The organism is Bacillus sp. OxB-1 (genome assembly GCF_000829195.1).
Classification (GTDB): domain Bacteria; phylum Bacillota; class Bacilli; order Bacillales_A; family Planococcaceae; genus Sporosarcina.
In genome coordinates, this window is record NZ_AP013294.1 from 66,659 (window position 1) to 82,540 (window position 15,882).

Below are 15,882 nucleotides of genomic sequence, written 5' to 3' on the forward strand. Positions count from 1 at the left end.
CCGAAGCGCTTCGGGGGAATAAAAAACCGACTGCCTTCAACACTGTCAGGAGTGCATCAGGAGTCGGCTTCATCTACGTTTCGTTTGTCGGATATGTTCATCTAACGTACGATTGTAGCTCATCAATCTTAGAACCGACGATTGACAGTATTATCCCTATTCGGAATAAACCCAGCCAGCAGGAATTCGACCATACCTGTCAGACTTCGGCAATGCTTCCTTTCACACATGGTCTCTGACGTCACTCTCGCATGTGCTACTCTTAAACAATGCAGCCTCTACCCTATCGATATTTTAATTACTATAACAGCCTACCAAGAAACCAACCATATATCAAGGCTTTATTGGGTTTCTGGTAAAGGGACCGGGATTTCGATAGAGGGTGTATTCCCTTCTCCGCTATTGTAAATATGCGGGAGTTTTCCGCGGATCAAACCGATTGCCACAGGAATCCGTTGTTCAATGACACTTTTCCGGGTTGCCAAAGGGACAATGATCTGTACATTCACTTTTAACGCGATATTCACTTCAACATAAGCGTTATTAATGCCAAACTCCCTAATATCCGTCTCGACAGTTGCACTGACATCCCCGATGACGTGGAAGCGGATCGGGATTTTGGGCCCCAGATTCCCAAGCAATGGAATATTGGTCGCCTGCCCCATGGGAACGAAGAAAACGACGCCGCCGTGGCTCTCCATCTTTTGCGGATCGTATTCAATATCCTCATCCATCGGCAGCATATCGAGATTTCCGGTTTCCGCCTGTTCCAAATGGGCCTCGACCAAGGAATGGATTTCCGCCATTGCCATGTTGATGATTTCGGTATTGAACTTCACCAAATCGGGATCATCCGGTGTAGGGACAATGATTTCATTGATATCCATGACGGCGGCGGTTCTCGAGTTGATCGCTTTGCTGATGACATGCGCCGCGATCTTCGTCGTCTGGACTTCGGCATATTCTACGTAAATGGGAGTAAGTCTGCTATTGACCGTATAGAAAAACAAGGCGATTGCAATTAGAGACACAGGGATTAGAAGAGGCACTAGTTTCCACTTCTTTTTCCTTGATCTGCGCCTGACCTCATGAAACCTCAAAACGACTCCTCCTGCTGTCACCATATGCAGGAAAGGAGTCGTTCATACATCCGTTTCGGTCTAAAACATAGGGATGCCTTGAGTGCAGATTTTACCGATGAACATGCAAAAAACAAGGGCTCCGGTCGCTTTACGCCAGCCGGCCGCCCTTGCATCTTGCCGAAACCTGTCCTGATAAATGAACTTTCAACCAGCCTCAACTTAAAAATATTCAGTACCATACCATCCGAAAATATCCCGGATCAATTCTGGCATATAATATTCTTTTTCCGCGAATTGGAGAGTTGGAAAAAAGTAACCGAATGTGAACATATCGAGCGTCGCAAGCTTATAGATCCCATCAGGCATGACTTCCCGATTGCCCGCAAACAATTTGCCCGCCTTGTTTTTGTACAACCTCTCATGGATCATCGCACCCATCAAGGCTCCACGGAAGCCGAGCCCTTTGATTTCGATATGCGGCCATTCTGCGTTTAACGAGAGCTCGTATATTTCCATCAATTCGCGGCCTTTCAAGGTGATGACACATAGATTGATCGGGTGCGGGAGAAGGGAGTGCAGATCTTTTTTCGTCACCCAGCCCGCATCCAAGCTTCCGAGGAAGATCCCCGCATTGAACATGGCGCAATCTGCATCTGTGTAGGCAATCAATGCGCGGCCGAAAAAGGAGGACAACGGGCTCGGGGCGAACAGGTTCTGAGTCAATGGGTACGGATTATGGAACACTGTCTCGTCCATCGCACGCTTGCCGTCTTCCATCAGCTCATTCACTTCCTGTACATCGGAGTCTGAAACGGCCATCCGGTCCGCGCGATGCACAGTCGCTTCCTTACGGGCAATCTGTTTCCGTCCCACATCCCACTCGATGACCACTTCCCCGACATATTCGCCGAACTTCCCGGTAGCAGCCAACAACGTGTTTCCTACAAATTCCCCGTTCAGGAATAAATGATGGGTATGCGCTCCGAAAATGACATCGATCAGACTGCATTCCGAGGCGAGGAGCCGATCTTCATTGACCCCTAAGTGGGACAGGCATACAATGATATCCGTTTGGGCTTCCAGCTGTTCCGCCATCTTTTTCAGTTGTTCGCGGCCGGGAACGACTTTCCACCCAAGTTTGGAGTAGAAAACGGGGTACGGAGCCGTCGCCCCGATGATGCCGATCCGGGTCCCCTCCCCCGTCGTGTAGATTCGGAAAGGTTTCGACCATTTCGGCTGGGAACCGTCCAATTCAAACAGATTTCCGAGGATGACGTCGAAGCGGGCTCCTTGATAGAGGCTGTTCAACGCCTTTTTCGACATCGTGATGCCTTCGTTGTTGCCGATTGTCACTGCATCGTATCCTGCAGCATTGAGCAATGCGACATTGCCGAGCCCGTTCGTGCCTTCCGTGAATGGATGGGACCGATCGATATGATCGCCGATATCGACAACGAAGCAGGCTTCCGATCGGGCGGCGTGCTCTTCTTTGCGCGTACGAAGGTAACGGCTGATCTGCGGCCAGTTCTCGAAATGACTATGGATGTCATTCGTATGATAAAAATGGATACTCTCTTTTCTCTGTTTCATATCTCATCCCCATATTCCGTCGACGATCGACCTGACTCCGAACAATAACAGCATGAGCCGCAACACCAAGACCAACGTTTCCGAATTCATCTTCTGATTCAACATGGATCCGATCATCCCACCGATATACGCTCCGGGTATGACAGGCAGCGTATACAGCCAAGGGACATGGCCCAAGGAAATATGCGAGACGGAATTGGCGATGGCGGATAAGAACACGATGAACATCGATGTGCCGACCGCCACATGCGGCGGAAATAAAAACAGAAGGATCATCGCCGGCACAATCATCGTCCCGCCCCCGATGCCGAATAGCCCTGACATAAAGCCGATCCCTAAAGACAATAAAAGCGCGAACCAAACCGGATAGCCGTAGACATGGAATTCCCCTTCTTTATCCTGGAAGGTGATCGGTTTCCCATGCTCGACAAACCAATGGATCGGCTTCAAGTATTTCCTTGCCAATAATAAGGTGGACAGCAACAATAACAATATGCCGAAATAGAGGTTAAAAGAAGACAAATCCAGCCCTTTATTGACAAGAGCTCCGAAGACCGTGCCGGGGACGGATCCTGCGAAGAAAATCCAACCGGTCCGGTAATCGACGGTTCCCCCTTTCATATGGGAGATCGTCGAAGACAAGCCATTGAAAATCATCATGATCACCGACAGCCCGACCACGCTTTGCGGGGTGATGCCTTCAATCCAGCCCATGTCGATGCCGACAAAAAGAGTAAGCGGAACAAGGATCGTCCCCCCGCCAAGGCCGACAAGCGAGCCCATGATGCCCGAGATGGCGCCGATCAATGCCAATAATAAAAACGCCATCAAGGTTCCTCCTCGAATATATCAAGTTGCTTCGGCGCCAATGCGCGGCTGCCCAAGCCGGCCAATTTTTGAAAACGCTTGGCATTTTCGGCCGCATGACCACCAGAGTTATTATTGAAGATGACAAAAACCTCTTCACACTCATTCTTCAATTTCTTCATCGCCTGCTGGATTTCCGCCAACTCGTTATCGGTATAATCATATAAATAGCGGACCTTCCGCCATGCCACACTATCCCCGGTCTTATTCCGCCATCCTGCAGCATTCCGTCCATGGAGGCGGATGAAAGCCTTATCCGCGCGCGTTGCGGCCGCTTCCAACGGAATACTGCCTTCCCCGGCTTGCGGTTCATCACAAACGGTATGGATCAAATCGAGTTTCTTTAGGAAATCAAGCGTCTTATCACGGAGTCCGTCCAAGTACCACGATTGATGCCGGAATTCGATAGCGATATCAAAGCCTTCCAGCTGACGCCGAATTTCTCGGATCTGCTCAACATTCTCCCGCTTGCAATCAAACCAAGGCGGATATTGCACTAGAATCATCGCAAGCTTTCCCGCCTCACGCAATGGCTCTATCGACAAACGGAACAGCCGGAACATTTCCTCGGGCGACTCATACGGAATCTCCCCCCGCTGATGTCCCGTCATCCCCTGATACGCCTTGACGATGAATTGAAAAGAATCCGGCGTCTCCGCAATCCATTTGCGGATATTGCGTTCAGGCTGGATTGCATAAAAGGAAGAATCCAACTCGACAATCGGAAAATGCGCACTATAATCGATCAATTTATCCTTCTTACTGGAAGTTGGAGCATACACATCAGGATGATCTCCCCACCCTGTCAAACCAACGTGGATCATGGGAAATCCCTCCTTTATTATGAATCAAGTAGTTCTATCATAGCATAAGCCCCGAAAACAGTCGTGCCATTTGCTGACCACGCCTCCCTTTTACTTGGAAGTGAACTCCAATCAATTCAGGAATGCGTGAACCTAATATAGCCGTTTCCCCCAGCTATTGGACTTCGAAACATTTGGGGAGAGCCTCCCAACGTTTCTTCCAAACCTCGAAACGTTTTCGCCACCTCACAACGTATCCGACGCCCCTCGAAACGTTCCCCCAAATACCTCACAATGCTTCTCACGAACCTCGAAACATTCGGGGGCAACCTCGAAACATTTCCCTCTAACCTCGAAACAATCGAACACTTCCAAACGTTTTCCACTCACCTGTCAACGTTCGATTCCCACCTCTAAACATTTCAATCGCACCTCCCAACGCTCCCTCCAAACCTCGAAACGTTTTCGCCACCTCACAACGTATCCGACGCCCCTCGAAACGTTCTCCAAACACCTCGCAATGCTTCCCACGAACCTCGAAACATTCGGGGACAACCTCGAAACAAGGTTCACTCTTTACCCTAATCGGTATAAAGGCCGCCGGTAACGAAAAATAAAAAAGAGCAGCTATCCCCATCGGGTAGCTGCTCTTTGCTGTATAGCGGATAAACAAAACCGTTTATCCGATACTGCCTTCCATTTCGAACTTGATCAAGCGATTCATCTCTACCGCATATTCCATCGGCAGTTCTTTCGTGAATGGTTCAATGAAGCCCATGACGATCATTTCAGTTGCTTCCAACTCTGGAATTCCGCGGCTCATCAAGTAGAAGAGCTGCTCTTCGGAGACTTTGGAAACTTTCGCTTCGTGTTCGAGTGAAATGTTGTCGTTCAGGATTTCATTATATGGAATCGTGTCGGATGTCGACAATTTATCCATGATAAGCGTGTCACATTCGATGTTCGCGCGAGCGCCTTCTGCACGGCGGCCGAAGTGGACGATTCCGCGATATGTCACTTTCCCGCCATGTTGGGAAATGGACTTCGATACGATCGTGGACGACGTATTCGGTGCCAAGTGCATCATTTTCGCTCCAGCGTCTTGGTGCTGGCCTTTTCCTGCCAATGCGATGGACAGCGTCAAGCCGCGTGCGCCTTCGCCTTTCAAGATACAAGCGGGGTATTTCATCGTCAGTTTGGAACCGATGTTGCCGTCGATCCATTCCATCGTTGCGTTCGCTTCACAGACCGCCCGTTTCGTCACGAGGTTGTAGACGTTGTTCGCCCAGTTCTGGATTGTCGTGTAACGGCAGTACGCATCCTTTTTGATGATGATTTCAACGACCGCACTGTGAAGTGAGTTCGTAGTGTAGACAGGTGCCGTACATCCTTCTACGTAGTGAACGCTTGCACCTTCGTCGACAACGATCAGCGTACGCTCGAATTGCCCCATGTTTTCCGAGTTGATCCGGAAATAGGCTTGCAGCGGAGTATCGACCTTCACGCCAGGCGGTACATAGATGAAAGAACCACCCGACCAGACCGCCGAGTTCAACGCCGCGAATTTATTATCCGTGTTCGGGATGACTGTACCCCAGTATTTTTTGAACAGTTCTTCGTTTTCGCGAAGAGCGGAGTCCGTGTCTTTGAAGACGATCCCCAAATCTTCGAGATCCTCTTTCATATTATGGTAGACAACTTCGGATTCATATTGGGCAGAAACCCCAGCAAGGTATTTCTGTTCCGCTTCCGGAATACCAAGCTTGTCGAACGTACGCTTGATTTCTTCTGGAACTTCATCCCATGAACGTTCTGTAGCTTCGGACGGTTTAACGTAATAGGTGATCTCATCGAAGTTCAGCGAGTTCAAGTCGCCGCCCCATTGTGGCATCGGCTTGCTGTAGAAAATCTCAAGGGACTTCAAGCGGTAGTCCAGCATCCACTGTGGTTCCTCTTTCATGTTGGAGATCTCTTCTACAATTTCACGTGTCAATCCACGCTCCGAACGGAAAACAGATACGTCTTTGTCCGCAAACCCATATTTGTAATCGCCGATTTCCGGCATTTTTTTAGCCATTATCTTTTTCCTCCATTCCCTTATTGTTCGGCGTCGGTTCCGACACCTTTTTCCATGGCTTTCCAGGCGAGCGTCGCGCATTTGATACGGGCCGGGAATTTAGCCACCCCGGACAACGCTTCGATATCGCCTAGATCGAGGGAATCATCAACTTCCTTGCCTAACATCATATCCGAAAAGACGTGGGCGATTTTCACAGCATCATCGACATGCTTCCCTTTGACCATCTGCGTCATCATGGACGCGGATGCCATGGAGATGGAGCAGCCTTCGCCTTCGAATTTCGCATCTTGCACGACGTCGTCTTCCACTTGAAGGGTCAAATGAATGACATCGCCGCAAGTCGGGTTGTTCATATCGACCGTGACGTTGCTGCTGTCGAGAACTCCCTTATTCCTTGGGTTTTTGTAATGGTCCATGATGACGGACCGATACAGTTGATCTAACTTATTAGTAGACATCGCTGAAATACTCCTTTGCAGCTTTAAGTCCGTCCACGAGGAAATCCACGTCTTCCACTGTGTTGTAGATATAAAAACTTGCACGTGCCGTGGCCGATACATCCAGCCACTTCATCAATGGCTGCGCACAATGATGGCCCGCCCGGACGGCGATGCCGTTCATATCGAGCACTGTTGCCACGTCATGGGGATGAACCTCTTCAAGATTGAACGTGACGATGCCGGCACGCTTTTTCGGATCTTGCGGCCCGTAGATGGTGATGCCTGCTATTTCAGACATACGCTCCATCGCATATTCCGCCAGTTCGTGTTCATGCCGTTCAATGTTCTCCAAGCCGATCTCCTCAAGGTAATCAATCGCCGCTCCCAGCCCGATGGCGCCTGCAATGATCGGAGTACCGCCTTCAAACTTCCAAGGCAACTCTTTCCACGTCGAGTCGTAGAGACCGACGAAGTCGATCATTTCGCCGCCGAACTCAATCGGTTCCATTTTTTCAAGCAGCTCTTTCTTTCCGTAGAGGACACCGATCCCGGTCGGCCCACACATCTTATGTCCCGAGAAAGCCAGGAAGTCGCAGTCCAGTTTCTGGACGTCAAGCTTCAGATGGGGCGCCGCCTGGGCACCGTCAACGACCATGACGGCGCCATGGGCATGCGCAATCTCCGTAATTTCCTTGATCGGGTTCATCGTTCCGAGAACGTTCGACACGTACATGACGGAGACGATTTTTGTCCGGTCCGTCACGGCTTCCCGGACTTTATCCAAAGATAATGTTCCATCTTCCTCAAGGTCGATATATTTCAACACAGCGCCTTTTTCCTTCGCCAATTGCTGCCAAGGGATGATGTTGGAATGGTGCTCCATGTAAGTGATGACAATCTCATCGCCTTCTCCTACATTCGCCCTTCCGTAGCTTTGCGCAACCGTATTTAGGCCTGTTGTTGTACCACGCATAAAAATGATCTCTTCCGTCGACTTGGCGTTGATGAACTTACGGACTTTCTCACGAGCCCCTTCATACCCTTCTGTCGCACGGTTCCCGAGTGAATGCACACCGCGGTGCACGTTGGAATTATCGAATTTATAATATTTGCTAATCGCCTCGATCACTTGCAACGGCTTCTGTGATGTGGCGGCACTGTCCAAGTAAACGAGTTTGTGCCCGTTGATTTCCTGATCGAGTATAGGGAAATGGTTGCGGATCTCTTTACTGAGCATTAGCGCACTTTCCTTTCGATGACCTCCGTCAATTGCTTCTTGACACTCTCGATCGGCAATTTGCTGACGACCGGCGCCAAGAATCCATGAATTACGAGGCGTTCTGCTTCTTTCTGTGAAATACCACGGCTCATCAAATAGAACAATTGCAACGGATCGACACGTCCGACAGATGCCGCGTGGCCTGCTGTCACATCGTCTTCATCGATCAAAAGAATCGGGTTCGCATCCCCACGCGCTTTCTCACTTAGCATCAGGACACGGGATTCCTGGACTGCATTCGATCTTGTCGCGCCTTTTGCGATCCTACCAATTCCGTTGAAGATGGAAGAGGAGGCATCTTTCATGACGCCGTGCTTTAGAATGAAAGCATCCGTATCCAATCCCCAGTGAACGATTTCCGAAGTGAAGTTTTGCTTCTGTTCACCACGGCCTACGACTACTGTCTTCATATCACTGGAAGATCCATCGCCGATGAGATGTGTGATGTTTTCCGAAATTGTGTTGCCATCGTTCATCAGTCCGAGCGCCCACTCGATGCGGCTCGTACGGCCTGTTACTCCGCGGCGATTGACGTAAGTTGTCAAGCCTTTTGCCAAAACGTCTACAGCTCCGTAAACAACTTTGGCGTTGTCGCCAGCGAATACTTCGGAAACGATATTAACGATTCCTTTGCCCTCTTCGACAGTCGACAAATAGTTCTCGACGTATGTTACTGAACTGTTTGCCTCCGCCACGACAAGAACGTGGTTAAACAAGGACACGTCTTCCTTGTCATGCAGGAAAAGCACTTGCAACGGCTCTTCGATGACGACATTTTTCGGAACGTAGACAAACACGCCTCCGTTGACCAATGCCGCGTGAAGGGCAGTCAATTTATGTTCATCGACTTTTACGCCGTCTGTCATATAATATTTTTTCACAAGCTCGCCGTGTTCGCGGGAAGCTGTGAAAATATCCGTCAGGATGACGCCTTTCTCTTGCAGGTCTTCGCTTAAGGAAACATATGCAGGCGTATTATTATGCTGGATATAGATATTTTTCTGCTGTTCTTCATCGATCAAAGCCTTTGCTTCTTCCGGTAGATCAGCAAGTGTATGATAAACCGTATCTTCGGATGCATGAACCGGGAATTCGGTGAAATTCCATTTATCGATTTTCGTTTTGTCTGGCTTCGGCAATGGAAGCTGTTCCACCTTCGCCAATGCGTCTGCGCGGAAATCCGCCATCCAATCTGCTTCATTCATCTTCGCGGAATAGGAGCGGACATCCTGTTCGGTCAATGCCAACTTTGTTTCAACCGTCATTTTATCTCGTCTCCTCCTTTATGCTTCTTGCCCGACTGTCTCGTCTTCGATGCCTAGTTCTTCTTTGATCCAATCGTATCCTTGCGCTTCCAGTTTCTGCGCCAATTCGGCACCGCCGGATTTTACGACTTTCCCTTGCATCATGACGTGAACATGATCCGGTGTAATATAGTTCAGGAGACGTTGATAGTGGGTGATCATCAAGCAGCCGAATCCTTCGCCGCGCATTTCGTTGATGCCTTTGGAAACGATCTTCAAAGCATCGATATCCAAACCGGAGTCGATTTCGTCAAGAATGGCGAATTTCGGTTTCAACATCATCAGCTGAAGGATTTCGTTCCGTTTCTTCTCTCCGCCCGAGAAGCCTTCGTTCAGATAACGTGTTGCCATATCTTCATCCATTTCAAGGAGTTCCATTTTGTTATCCAATTCACGGATGAATTTCATAAGTGAAATCTCGTCGCCCTCTTCGCGTTTTGCGTTGATGGCAGAACGAAGGAAATCGGCATTCGTCACTCCCGTGATTTCACTTGGGTATTGCATTGCAAGGAAAAGACCCGCATTGGCACGCTCGTCCACTTCCATCTCCAATACGTCTTCGCCGTCAAGTGTCACCGTTCCGGAAGTCACTTCGTATTTCGGGTGTCCCATAATTGCTTGGGCTAAAGTGGATTTCCCTGTACCGTTCGGACCCATTATTGCATGGATCTCATTTGTATTGATCGTCAAGTTGACGCCTTTCAAGATTTCCTTGCCTTCAATTTCGACATGAAGATCTTTGATTTCTAAAGTTGCCATTCCAATACCTCCAATATGATCAAGTTGAACGAATACTCATTCCAAATTAGTATCATTCTAATCTTACCGTATAAATCCTTCTCATGCAAATCATTGAGAATTCCATTATTTTTACGGCATCTTTAATTCAAGCCATACGTAATGGGGAGATGATCCTATTATTTTATTTTCATTTATACTAGCCTTATTGAGAATCAAACTCAGTAAAAAATGCCGACGGATCCAGCGTCGGCACGGTGTAACTATCTTATCGGGCTTTCCATGACTTTCGGTTCTTCGACAGAACCATCGACTGCCGGGCTGAATTTATCGACAATAATAGCCAAAGCCCCGTCCCCGGTCACGTTGGTCGCGGTCCCGAAACTATCTTGCGCCATATAGAGTGCAATCATGAGAGCGATCATCGTCGGGTCGAAATGGAGCATCGATGCAAGCAGCCCAGTGGCAGCCACGACGGCTCCTCCCGGGACGCCCGGTGCTGCAATCATCGTGACGCCCAGCATGAGAATGAATGGCAAGTACGCATTGAATGTCACGGGCATATTATTCATCAGCATGACACCGATCGAACAGGAGACCAAGGTGATTGTGCTTCCCGATAAATGGATCGTTGCGAATAATGGGATCGTGAAGTCCGTGACACGTTCCGACGCGCCTGTTTTACGGGCTTGCCGCAATGTGACAGGTATCGTGGCAGCGGATGATTGGGTACCGATTGCCGTCAAATAGGCCGGCACCATCGTTTTCATTAAAAAGAACGGATTGCGCTTGGAAAGTGAACCCGCAACCGTGTATTGGATCGTCAGCATGACCAAATGGAGCATGATGATCATGGCGAAAACGAACGCAAAAACGGATAACACTTTCGCGACTTCCCCGCTATACGTCATATTCAAAAAGATGCCGAAAATATGCACAGGCAGCAATGGGATGATGACGTACGAAATCACTTTTTCAATCAAGACATTCAGCTCTTCAAACACCGCCAGCAAAGAGACGCTATTGATGGATGCCATCCCGATGCCAAACAAGAAGGCTAGAATAAGAGCGGACATGACTCCCATGATCGGAGCCATTTCCAGTTCAAAGAACGCAGTCGCGGCAGCCTTCCCTGCCTCTTCCACGACAGAAGCACCTGTACTATGGATAACGCTCGGCAAGATGAACGTCGCCGCGAAGAAAGCAAGGATCCCCGCGAAAATGGTGGATAGATAAGCAAACACAGTGGCGAGGCCAAGCAGCTTTCCGGATCCTTTTCCAAGCTTCGCGATCCCCGGTGCGATGAATCCGATGATGATCAAGGGCACGACAAAATTGAGAAAACCGCCGAATATCATATTGAATGTTGCAAACAGGCGTGTGAAATTCGTTGCGAGCCCTTCATGTATTGTCGGCAGGAGGAGTCCCAATCCTACGGCCAACCCGATCGCAATCAGAATCCTTCCGATCAGACCAATTTTCCACTTCACCATATGTCCTCCTCAAATGAACAGTTGTATTATTTTATAAGCAAAATTACCTTAACATAACTTAATGGGCTTGGGAATAGAATGAAAAATATTTGTACTTTTCAATTTATGTTATCAAAAAGCTACGCGGGACCTGTCTAGTGAAGGGGGGTAGCCGATACAAAAAGACTGCCTCGACACCGGGTTACCGGATCGAGACAGCCAAGAAATTTATTATTCAACCGGAACGACTGAACTGTTCCACTCTTCAAGGATGAAATCTTGAATCTCTTTCGATTTCAATACATCTACCAACGTTTTGATTGCTTCGTTATTTTCATCACCTGCACGGACAGTGATGATGTTGACATAAGGGGAATCCGTTTCTTCAAGTGCGATGGCATCTTCCAATGGATTCAAGCCTGCGTCAATGGCATAGTTCGAATTGATGAGCAATGCATCGCCTTCGTCATTTTTATACAGTTGCGGCATAAGAGCCGGTTCATAATTCGGATCGAATTGAAGATTTTTTGGGTTCTCCACGATATCATCCAATTCCGCTTTCACTTTCTCCACGTCGTCCTTCAATTTGATAAGACCTTTCTCTTCCAGCATAGCAAGCACACGACCGTGGTCAGCGACGGAGTTACTGATCAAGATAGTTGCGCCGTCCGGCAATTCTTCAAGGCTTTTATATTTTTTTGAATAAACGCCGATCGGTTCGATATGGATGGCGCCTGCATTGACGAAGTCATAACCAAAGTCTGCAATTTGACCTTCCAAGTATGGGATATGTTGAAAATAGTTCGCATCCAAAGTTTTTGCCTCTAAATCTTTGTTCGGCAATACGTAATCTTGGTAAGTTTCAATTTCCAACTCAATGCCTTTTTCCTCTAATAGCGGTTTAGCCTCTTCCAGAATAATTGCATGTGGTGTATTGGAAGCACCTACGACAAGTTTAGTCGCTTCTTCTGTGCTATCCCCGGCCTTTTCTTCAACGTTTGTCGTCTCTCCAGGATCCGTTGTATCTTGGCCACTCGTTCCCTCATCTTTCGTTCCGCAAGCGGCAAGGGCTAGGACGAGCATCGCAAATAAGATTCCTGCTACTAACTTCTTCATCTACTTCATTCTCCTTTGTTTAGAATTTATGGTGAACAGGGGACCTGTTACAAACCGCCGACACTTAATCCGACTGTCTACAAGCTGTAACAAGGTTGCCTGTTGTTCCCAGACGTATTACCGTTTGTCCAGTTGCTTGACAATCATGTCTCCGATGATTTGGATAATGAAGACGATGATCAGTATTAAAATGGTCGCTATTAGCGTAACATCATTCCGGCCGCGTTGGAAACCATCCAGATAGGCGAGGTTTCCAAGCCCTCCCGCCCCGATGATTCCCGCCATGGCGGTATATCCGACAAGTGCGATGGCGGTCACCGTAATACCTGAGACCAATGCCGGCATGGATTCCGGCAGCAGCACTTTAAAGATGATCGTCCTTGTTTTTGCGCCCATCGACTTGGCAGCTTCAATGACGCCTTTATCGATTTCCTGCAAGGCGATCAACACCATCCTGCCATAAAACGGAGCGGCCCCGATGATCAATGCCGGCAATGCGGCATTCGGCCCACGCATCGTGCCGACGAGTAAAGTGGTGAACGGGATGAGCAATATGATCAAGATGATGAAGGGAATCGAGCGGAATATATTGACGAATGCACCCGTCACGACGTTGACAAACCTATTTTTCCATAGCTGCCCGGGACTCGATAAAAACAGCAGCACGCCGAGCGCAATCCCGAAAACAAATGTAAAAAACGTTGAAATCGCAGACATATACAAAGTTTCCATAGTCGCTTCCCACATTTTGTCCCATTTCACATTCGGAAACCATTCTTCAATCATTGCCGATCACCTCCGTCTGAACACCTTGCTCATGAAGATAGTGAATCGCCTCGGCAATCGGCTTCTTATCCCCAACAAACTGGAGGATCAGTGTCCCATAAGCTCCGCCCCGCGTCGTGGAAATATTCCCTTGCACAATATTGACTTCAATCGGGTACTTCCGGATAAGGCTGGCGAGGACCGGCTGTTCCGTCCGTTCTCCGACAAAGACCAGCTTAATCAGTTCACCGGCTGGAATCTCTTCCTTCATATGACGTAAAGCTTGTTTTGCATCTGCCGGCTCCGTCAGTTGGGAAACGAAACGCTTGGTGATTTCAGCTTGCGGCGACTGGAATATGTCCAAGACATTCCCCATTTCAACAACTTTCCCTGACTCCATGACAGCGACCCGATGGCAAATTTTCCGAATGACGTGCATTTCATGCGTAATGAGGACAATCGTCAGCCCCAACCGCTCATTAATGCTCGTCAGCAGATCCAAAATGGAATCTGTCGTTTCCGGATCCAAAGCGGATGTCGCTTCATCACATAGGAGCACCTCTGGATCATTGGCAAGCGCACGGGCAATCCCGACACGCTGTTTTTGACCGCCTGATAATTCGGAAGGATAGGCATTTTCCCGACCCGTCAATCCGACCAAGTCAATCAGTTCCTTCACTTTCCGTTCGCGGTCCCCTTTTCGGACCCCCGCAATTTCAAGCGGAAATTCTATATTCTCTTTAACCGTCCGAGACCAGAGCAAGTTGAAATGTTGGAAAATCATACTTACCTTTTGCCGCGCCTCTCTCAATTCTTTGCCTTGGATTTCCGACATTTCCCGGCCGCCAATGGAGACCGTTCCACTAGTCGGCATCTCCAAGCCATTCAGCAGACGGATCAATGTACTTTTCCCCGCTCCACTATAGCCGATGATGCCGAAAATTTCTCCATCCGCAATTTCAAGAGACACGGAATCCACCGCTCGAATGCGGGTTGAACCGGTGCCAAACTCTTTATTGACATCTGATAACCGAATCATCTTTTCACCTCTACAGAATCTATGACATCCGTTGTACAAAGAACAAAAGCGCAGGGCGCTTGCTCAGAGGCGACAGGCATAAGACGAAGATGCGGCGTGGCGCTTTTTGCCAATCGAACAGCGAAGGGTTCGATTTGCCGTATTTCTGCGTACTTTGCAGAAATTAAGGCACGCTACGAGCAGCTTTGGCTTATGACCCCGAGCCTCTAGCGCCCGGAGCTGGACGTAAACAAACCTAATTTTGAAGGTTATCCACATGCCCGAATTTTATAATTTCCTAAGTAAAAAAAACCTTTCCGCAGACGGCAGAAAGGCTTGACGTTTTCATTTAGGAATGAATGTCCATCCGATCTCTCATCTCTCAAAGCGCATTCGCTTTGCGTGATTTGGCACCATTTCACTTTCGTGACGGTTGCCGGGTTTCCTAGGGCACTATCCCTCCACCACTCATAATAAGAGTAAACTATTCAAATGATAAATCAAAATTTAACATATGAATACTCCGACTGTCAACTGATTTTTTCAAGAAGATATGGAACTGAATGGAAAGCATAGATTTTCTGTTCCAGCCGGCCATCCTTCTGAATCAAAAGACAGGGAACACTTTCGATTTCATAGTCCAGAGCCAGTGACTGTACGTAATTCAAATCTGCTTTACCTATTGGTAAATCCGGCTTCATGGCCGCGACCACTTCCATCATCTTGCTGGCAACAGCGCACGTACCGCACATCGGCGTATATAAATAAAAGACTGCCTTTTTGGACTTCTCCATATGCAGTTCCCATTGTTCGCGGGTCCAACTTTCCAATTGTTCCTCATTCCTTCAAAATAAAAATTCCGGGCGGATTTTAAAATCTGCCCCAAGTAAAATCGTGGCTAATATCTTATAAGGGGTTTTTTCGACTTCTTTATATATTTTATCGGTATATAAATGGATGAATTCAGGATATTCCCGTTTGAATAACGCTCGGATTTTTTCGCCCGAATCGTCAGCGTCCATAAATACAAAGACCTCGTATTCTTCATAAGGTTCCACTAATTCATCCAGTCGATACGTGCTGACCGTACCGTTTGTACAGATGATCTGGACAGGCTCTGCCAAGACTTTCAAAAGGCGCTTCCGATCCGACCCGCCCTCGACGATGATGATTTTCATCTCTTCCATAGCACACGTTCCCCCCTGCCGGATTCGCACTATTTCAACGGATGCTTTCAATCAAGTTAGTTTCGGCGTATTGGCACCAGCTTATCCACTTACGGAAGGGAAAGATCCGTTCTTTCATGTTTTAACTGAAAATAAAGTCAA

15 protein-coding genes and 2 riboswitches are annotated in these 15,882 nt (G+C 48.2%); all 15 genes read right to left on the minus strand.

Annotated elements, in window-relative coordinates:
• Positions 1-107: 107 nt before the first annotated feature.
• Positions 108-289, minus strand: a riboswitch (Lysine riboswitch).
• A 52-nt stretch (positions 290-341) separates the two neighbouring features.
• Positions 342-1,100, minus strand: a complete 759-nt coding sequence (gene yunB, locus OXB_RS00430; RefSeq protein WP_041070779.1) for a sporulation protein YunB — start codon at positions 1,098-1,100, stop codon at positions 342-344.
• 201 nt (positions 1,101-1,301) lie between these two features.
• A complete protein-coding gene (locus OXB_RS00435) occupies positions 1,302-2,672 on the minus strand; it encodes a bifunctional metallophosphatase/5'-nucleotidase (RefSeq protein ID WP_041070782.1) in 1,371 nt (456 codons plus the stop codon).
• Positions 2,673-2,675: 3 nt separating this feature from the next.
• Positions 2,676-3,500: a sulfite exporter TauE/SafE family protein gene (locus OXB_RS00440; RefSeq protein ID WP_041070785.1), complete on the minus strand. Its 825-nt coding sequence runs from the start codon at positions 3,498-3,500 to the stop codon at positions 2,676-2,678.
• Positions 3,500-4,363 carry a DUF72 domain-containing protein gene (locus OXB_RS00445; RefSeq protein WP_041070788.1) on the minus strand — a complete coding sequence of 288 codons (864 nt, stop codon included), beginning with the start codon at positions 4,361-4,363 and terminating at the stop codon, positions 3,500-3,502. The genes OXB_RS00440 and OXB_RS00445 overlap by 1 nt, the downstream gene beginning before the upstream one ends.
• Positions 4,364-5,021: 658 nt before the next feature.
• A complete protein-coding gene (gene sufB / locus OXB_RS00455; protein ID WP_041070795.1) occupies positions 5,022-6,419 on the minus strand; it encodes a Fe-S cluster assembly protein SufB in 1,398 nt (465 codons plus the stop codon).
• 20 nt (positions 6,420-6,439) lie between these two features.
• Positions 6,440-6,880, minus strand: coding sequence for a Fe-S cluster assembly sulfur transfer protein SufU (gene sufU / locus OXB_RS00460; protein ID WP_041070798.1), 441 nt, complete (start codon positions 6,878-6,880; stop codon positions 6,440-6,442).
• Complete coding sequence (locus tag OXB_RS00465; protein ID WP_041070801.1) at positions 6,870-8,099, minus strand: cysteine desulfurase; 1,230 nt, start codon at positions 8,097-8,099, stop codon at positions 6,870-6,872. The genes sufU and OXB_RS00465 overlap by 11 nt, the downstream gene beginning before the upstream one ends.
• The gene (gene sufD, locus OXB_RS00470) at positions 8,099-9,406 is read right to left on the minus strand and encodes a Fe-S cluster assembly protein SufD (protein ID WP_041070804.1); all 1,308 of its coding nucleotides are present in this window, start codon (positions 9,404-9,406) and stop codon (positions 8,099-8,101) included. The genes OXB_RS00465 and sufD overlap by 1 nt, the downstream gene beginning before the upstream one ends.
• Before the next feature lie 18 nt (positions 9,407-9,424).
• On the minus strand, positions 9,425-10,204 hold the full coding sequence (sufC, locus tag OXB_RS00475; RefSeq protein WP_041070808.1) for a Fe-S cluster assembly ATPase SufC: 780 nt from the start codon (positions 10,202-10,204) through the stop codon (positions 9,425-9,427).
• 242 nt (positions 10,205-10,446) lie between these two features.
• On the minus strand, positions 10,447-11,676 hold the full coding sequence (locus OXB_RS00480) for a dicarboxylate/amino acid:cation symporter (protein WP_173425981.1): 1,230 nt from the start codon (positions 11,674-11,676) through the stop codon (positions 10,447-10,449).
• Positions 11,677-11,886: 210 nt separating this feature from the next.
• Complete coding sequence (locus OXB_RS00485; protein WP_041070811.1) at positions 11,887-12,771, minus strand: MetQ/NlpA family ABC transporter substrate-binding protein; 885 nt, start codon at positions 12,769-12,771, stop codon at positions 11,887-11,889.
• Positions 12,772-12,888: 117 nt separating this feature from the next.
• Positions 12,889-13,557: a methionine ABC transporter permease gene (locus OXB_RS00490; RefSeq protein ID WP_041070814.1), complete on the minus strand. Its 669-nt coding sequence runs from the start codon at positions 13,555-13,557 to the stop codon at positions 12,889-12,891.
• On the minus strand, positions 13,550-14,575 hold the full coding sequence (locus tag OXB_RS00495; protein ID WP_041070817.1) for a methionine ABC transporter ATP-binding protein: 1,026 nt from the start codon (positions 14,573-14,575) through the stop codon (positions 13,550-13,552). The genes OXB_RS00490 and OXB_RS00495 overlap by 8 nt, the downstream gene beginning before the upstream one ends.
• A 351-nt stretch (positions 14,576-14,926) precedes the next feature.
• Positions 14,927-15,034, minus strand: a riboswitch (SAM riboswitch).
• A 50-nt stretch (positions 15,035-15,084) separates the two neighbouring features.
• Complete coding sequence (locus tag OXB_RS00500) at positions 15,085-15,384, minus strand: thioredoxin family protein (RefSeq protein ID WP_041070821.1); 300 nt, start codon at positions 15,382-15,384, stop codon at positions 15,085-15,087.
• Positions 15,385-15,399: 15 nt separating this feature from the next.
• Entirely contained in the window at positions 15,400-15,741 is a 342-nt protein-coding gene (locus OXB_RS00505) for a toprim domain-containing protein (RefSeq protein ID WP_041070824.1), read from the minus strand.
• Between the last annotated feature and the right edge of the window lie 141 nt (positions 15,742-15,882).

Coding starts and splice junctions, on each gene's coding strand:
- sufC (WP_041070808.1), bottom strand. CDS start 10,204: ATGGCAACTTTAGAAATCAAAGATCTTCATGTCGAAATTGAAGGCAAG.
- sufU (WP_041070798.1), bottom strand. CDS start 6,880: ATGTCTACTAATAAGTTAGATCAACTGTATCGGTCCGTCATCATGGAC.
- OXB_RS00465 (WP_041070801.1), bottom strand. CDS start 8,099: ATGCTCAGTAAAGAGATCCGCAACCATTTCCCTATACTCGATCAGGAA.
- OXB_RS00505 (WP_041070824.1), bottom strand. CDS start 15,741: ATGGAAGAGATGAAAATCATCATCGTCGAGGGCGGGTCGGATCGGAAG.
- OXB_RS00490 (WP_041070814.1), bottom strand. CDS start 13,557: ATGATTGAAGAATGGTTTCCGAATGTGAAATGGGACAAAATGTGGGAA.
- OXB_RS00435 (WP_041070782.1), bottom strand. CDS start 2,672: ATGAAACAGAGAAAAGAGAGTATCCATTTTTATCATACGAATGACATC.
- OXB_RS00440 (WP_041070785.1), bottom strand. CDS start 3,500: ATGGCGTTTTTATTATTGGCATTGATCGGCGCCATCTCGGGCATCATG.
- sufD (WP_041070804.1), bottom strand. CDS start 9,406: ATGACGGTTGAAACAAAGTTGGCATTGACCGAACAGGATGTCCGCTCC.
- OXB_RS00495 (WP_041070817.1), bottom strand. CDS start 14,575: ATGATTCGGTTATCAGATGTCAATAAAGAGTTTGGCACCGGTTCAACC.
- OXB_RS00485 (WP_041070811.1), bottom strand. CDS start 12,771: ATGAAGAAGTTAGTAGCAGGAATCTTATTTGCGATGCTCGTCCTAGCC.
- OXB_RS00480 (WP_173425981.1), bottom strand. CDS start 11,676: ATGGTGAAGTGGAAAATTGGTCTGATCGGAAGGATTCTGATTGCGATC.
- OXB_RS00445 (WP_041070788.1), bottom strand. CDS start 4,363: ATGATCCACGTTGGTTTGACAGGGTGGGGAGATCATCCTGATGTGTAT.
- sufB (WP_041070795.1), bottom strand. CDS start 6,419: ATGGCTAAAAAAATGCCGGAAATCGGCGATTACAAATATGGGTTTGCG.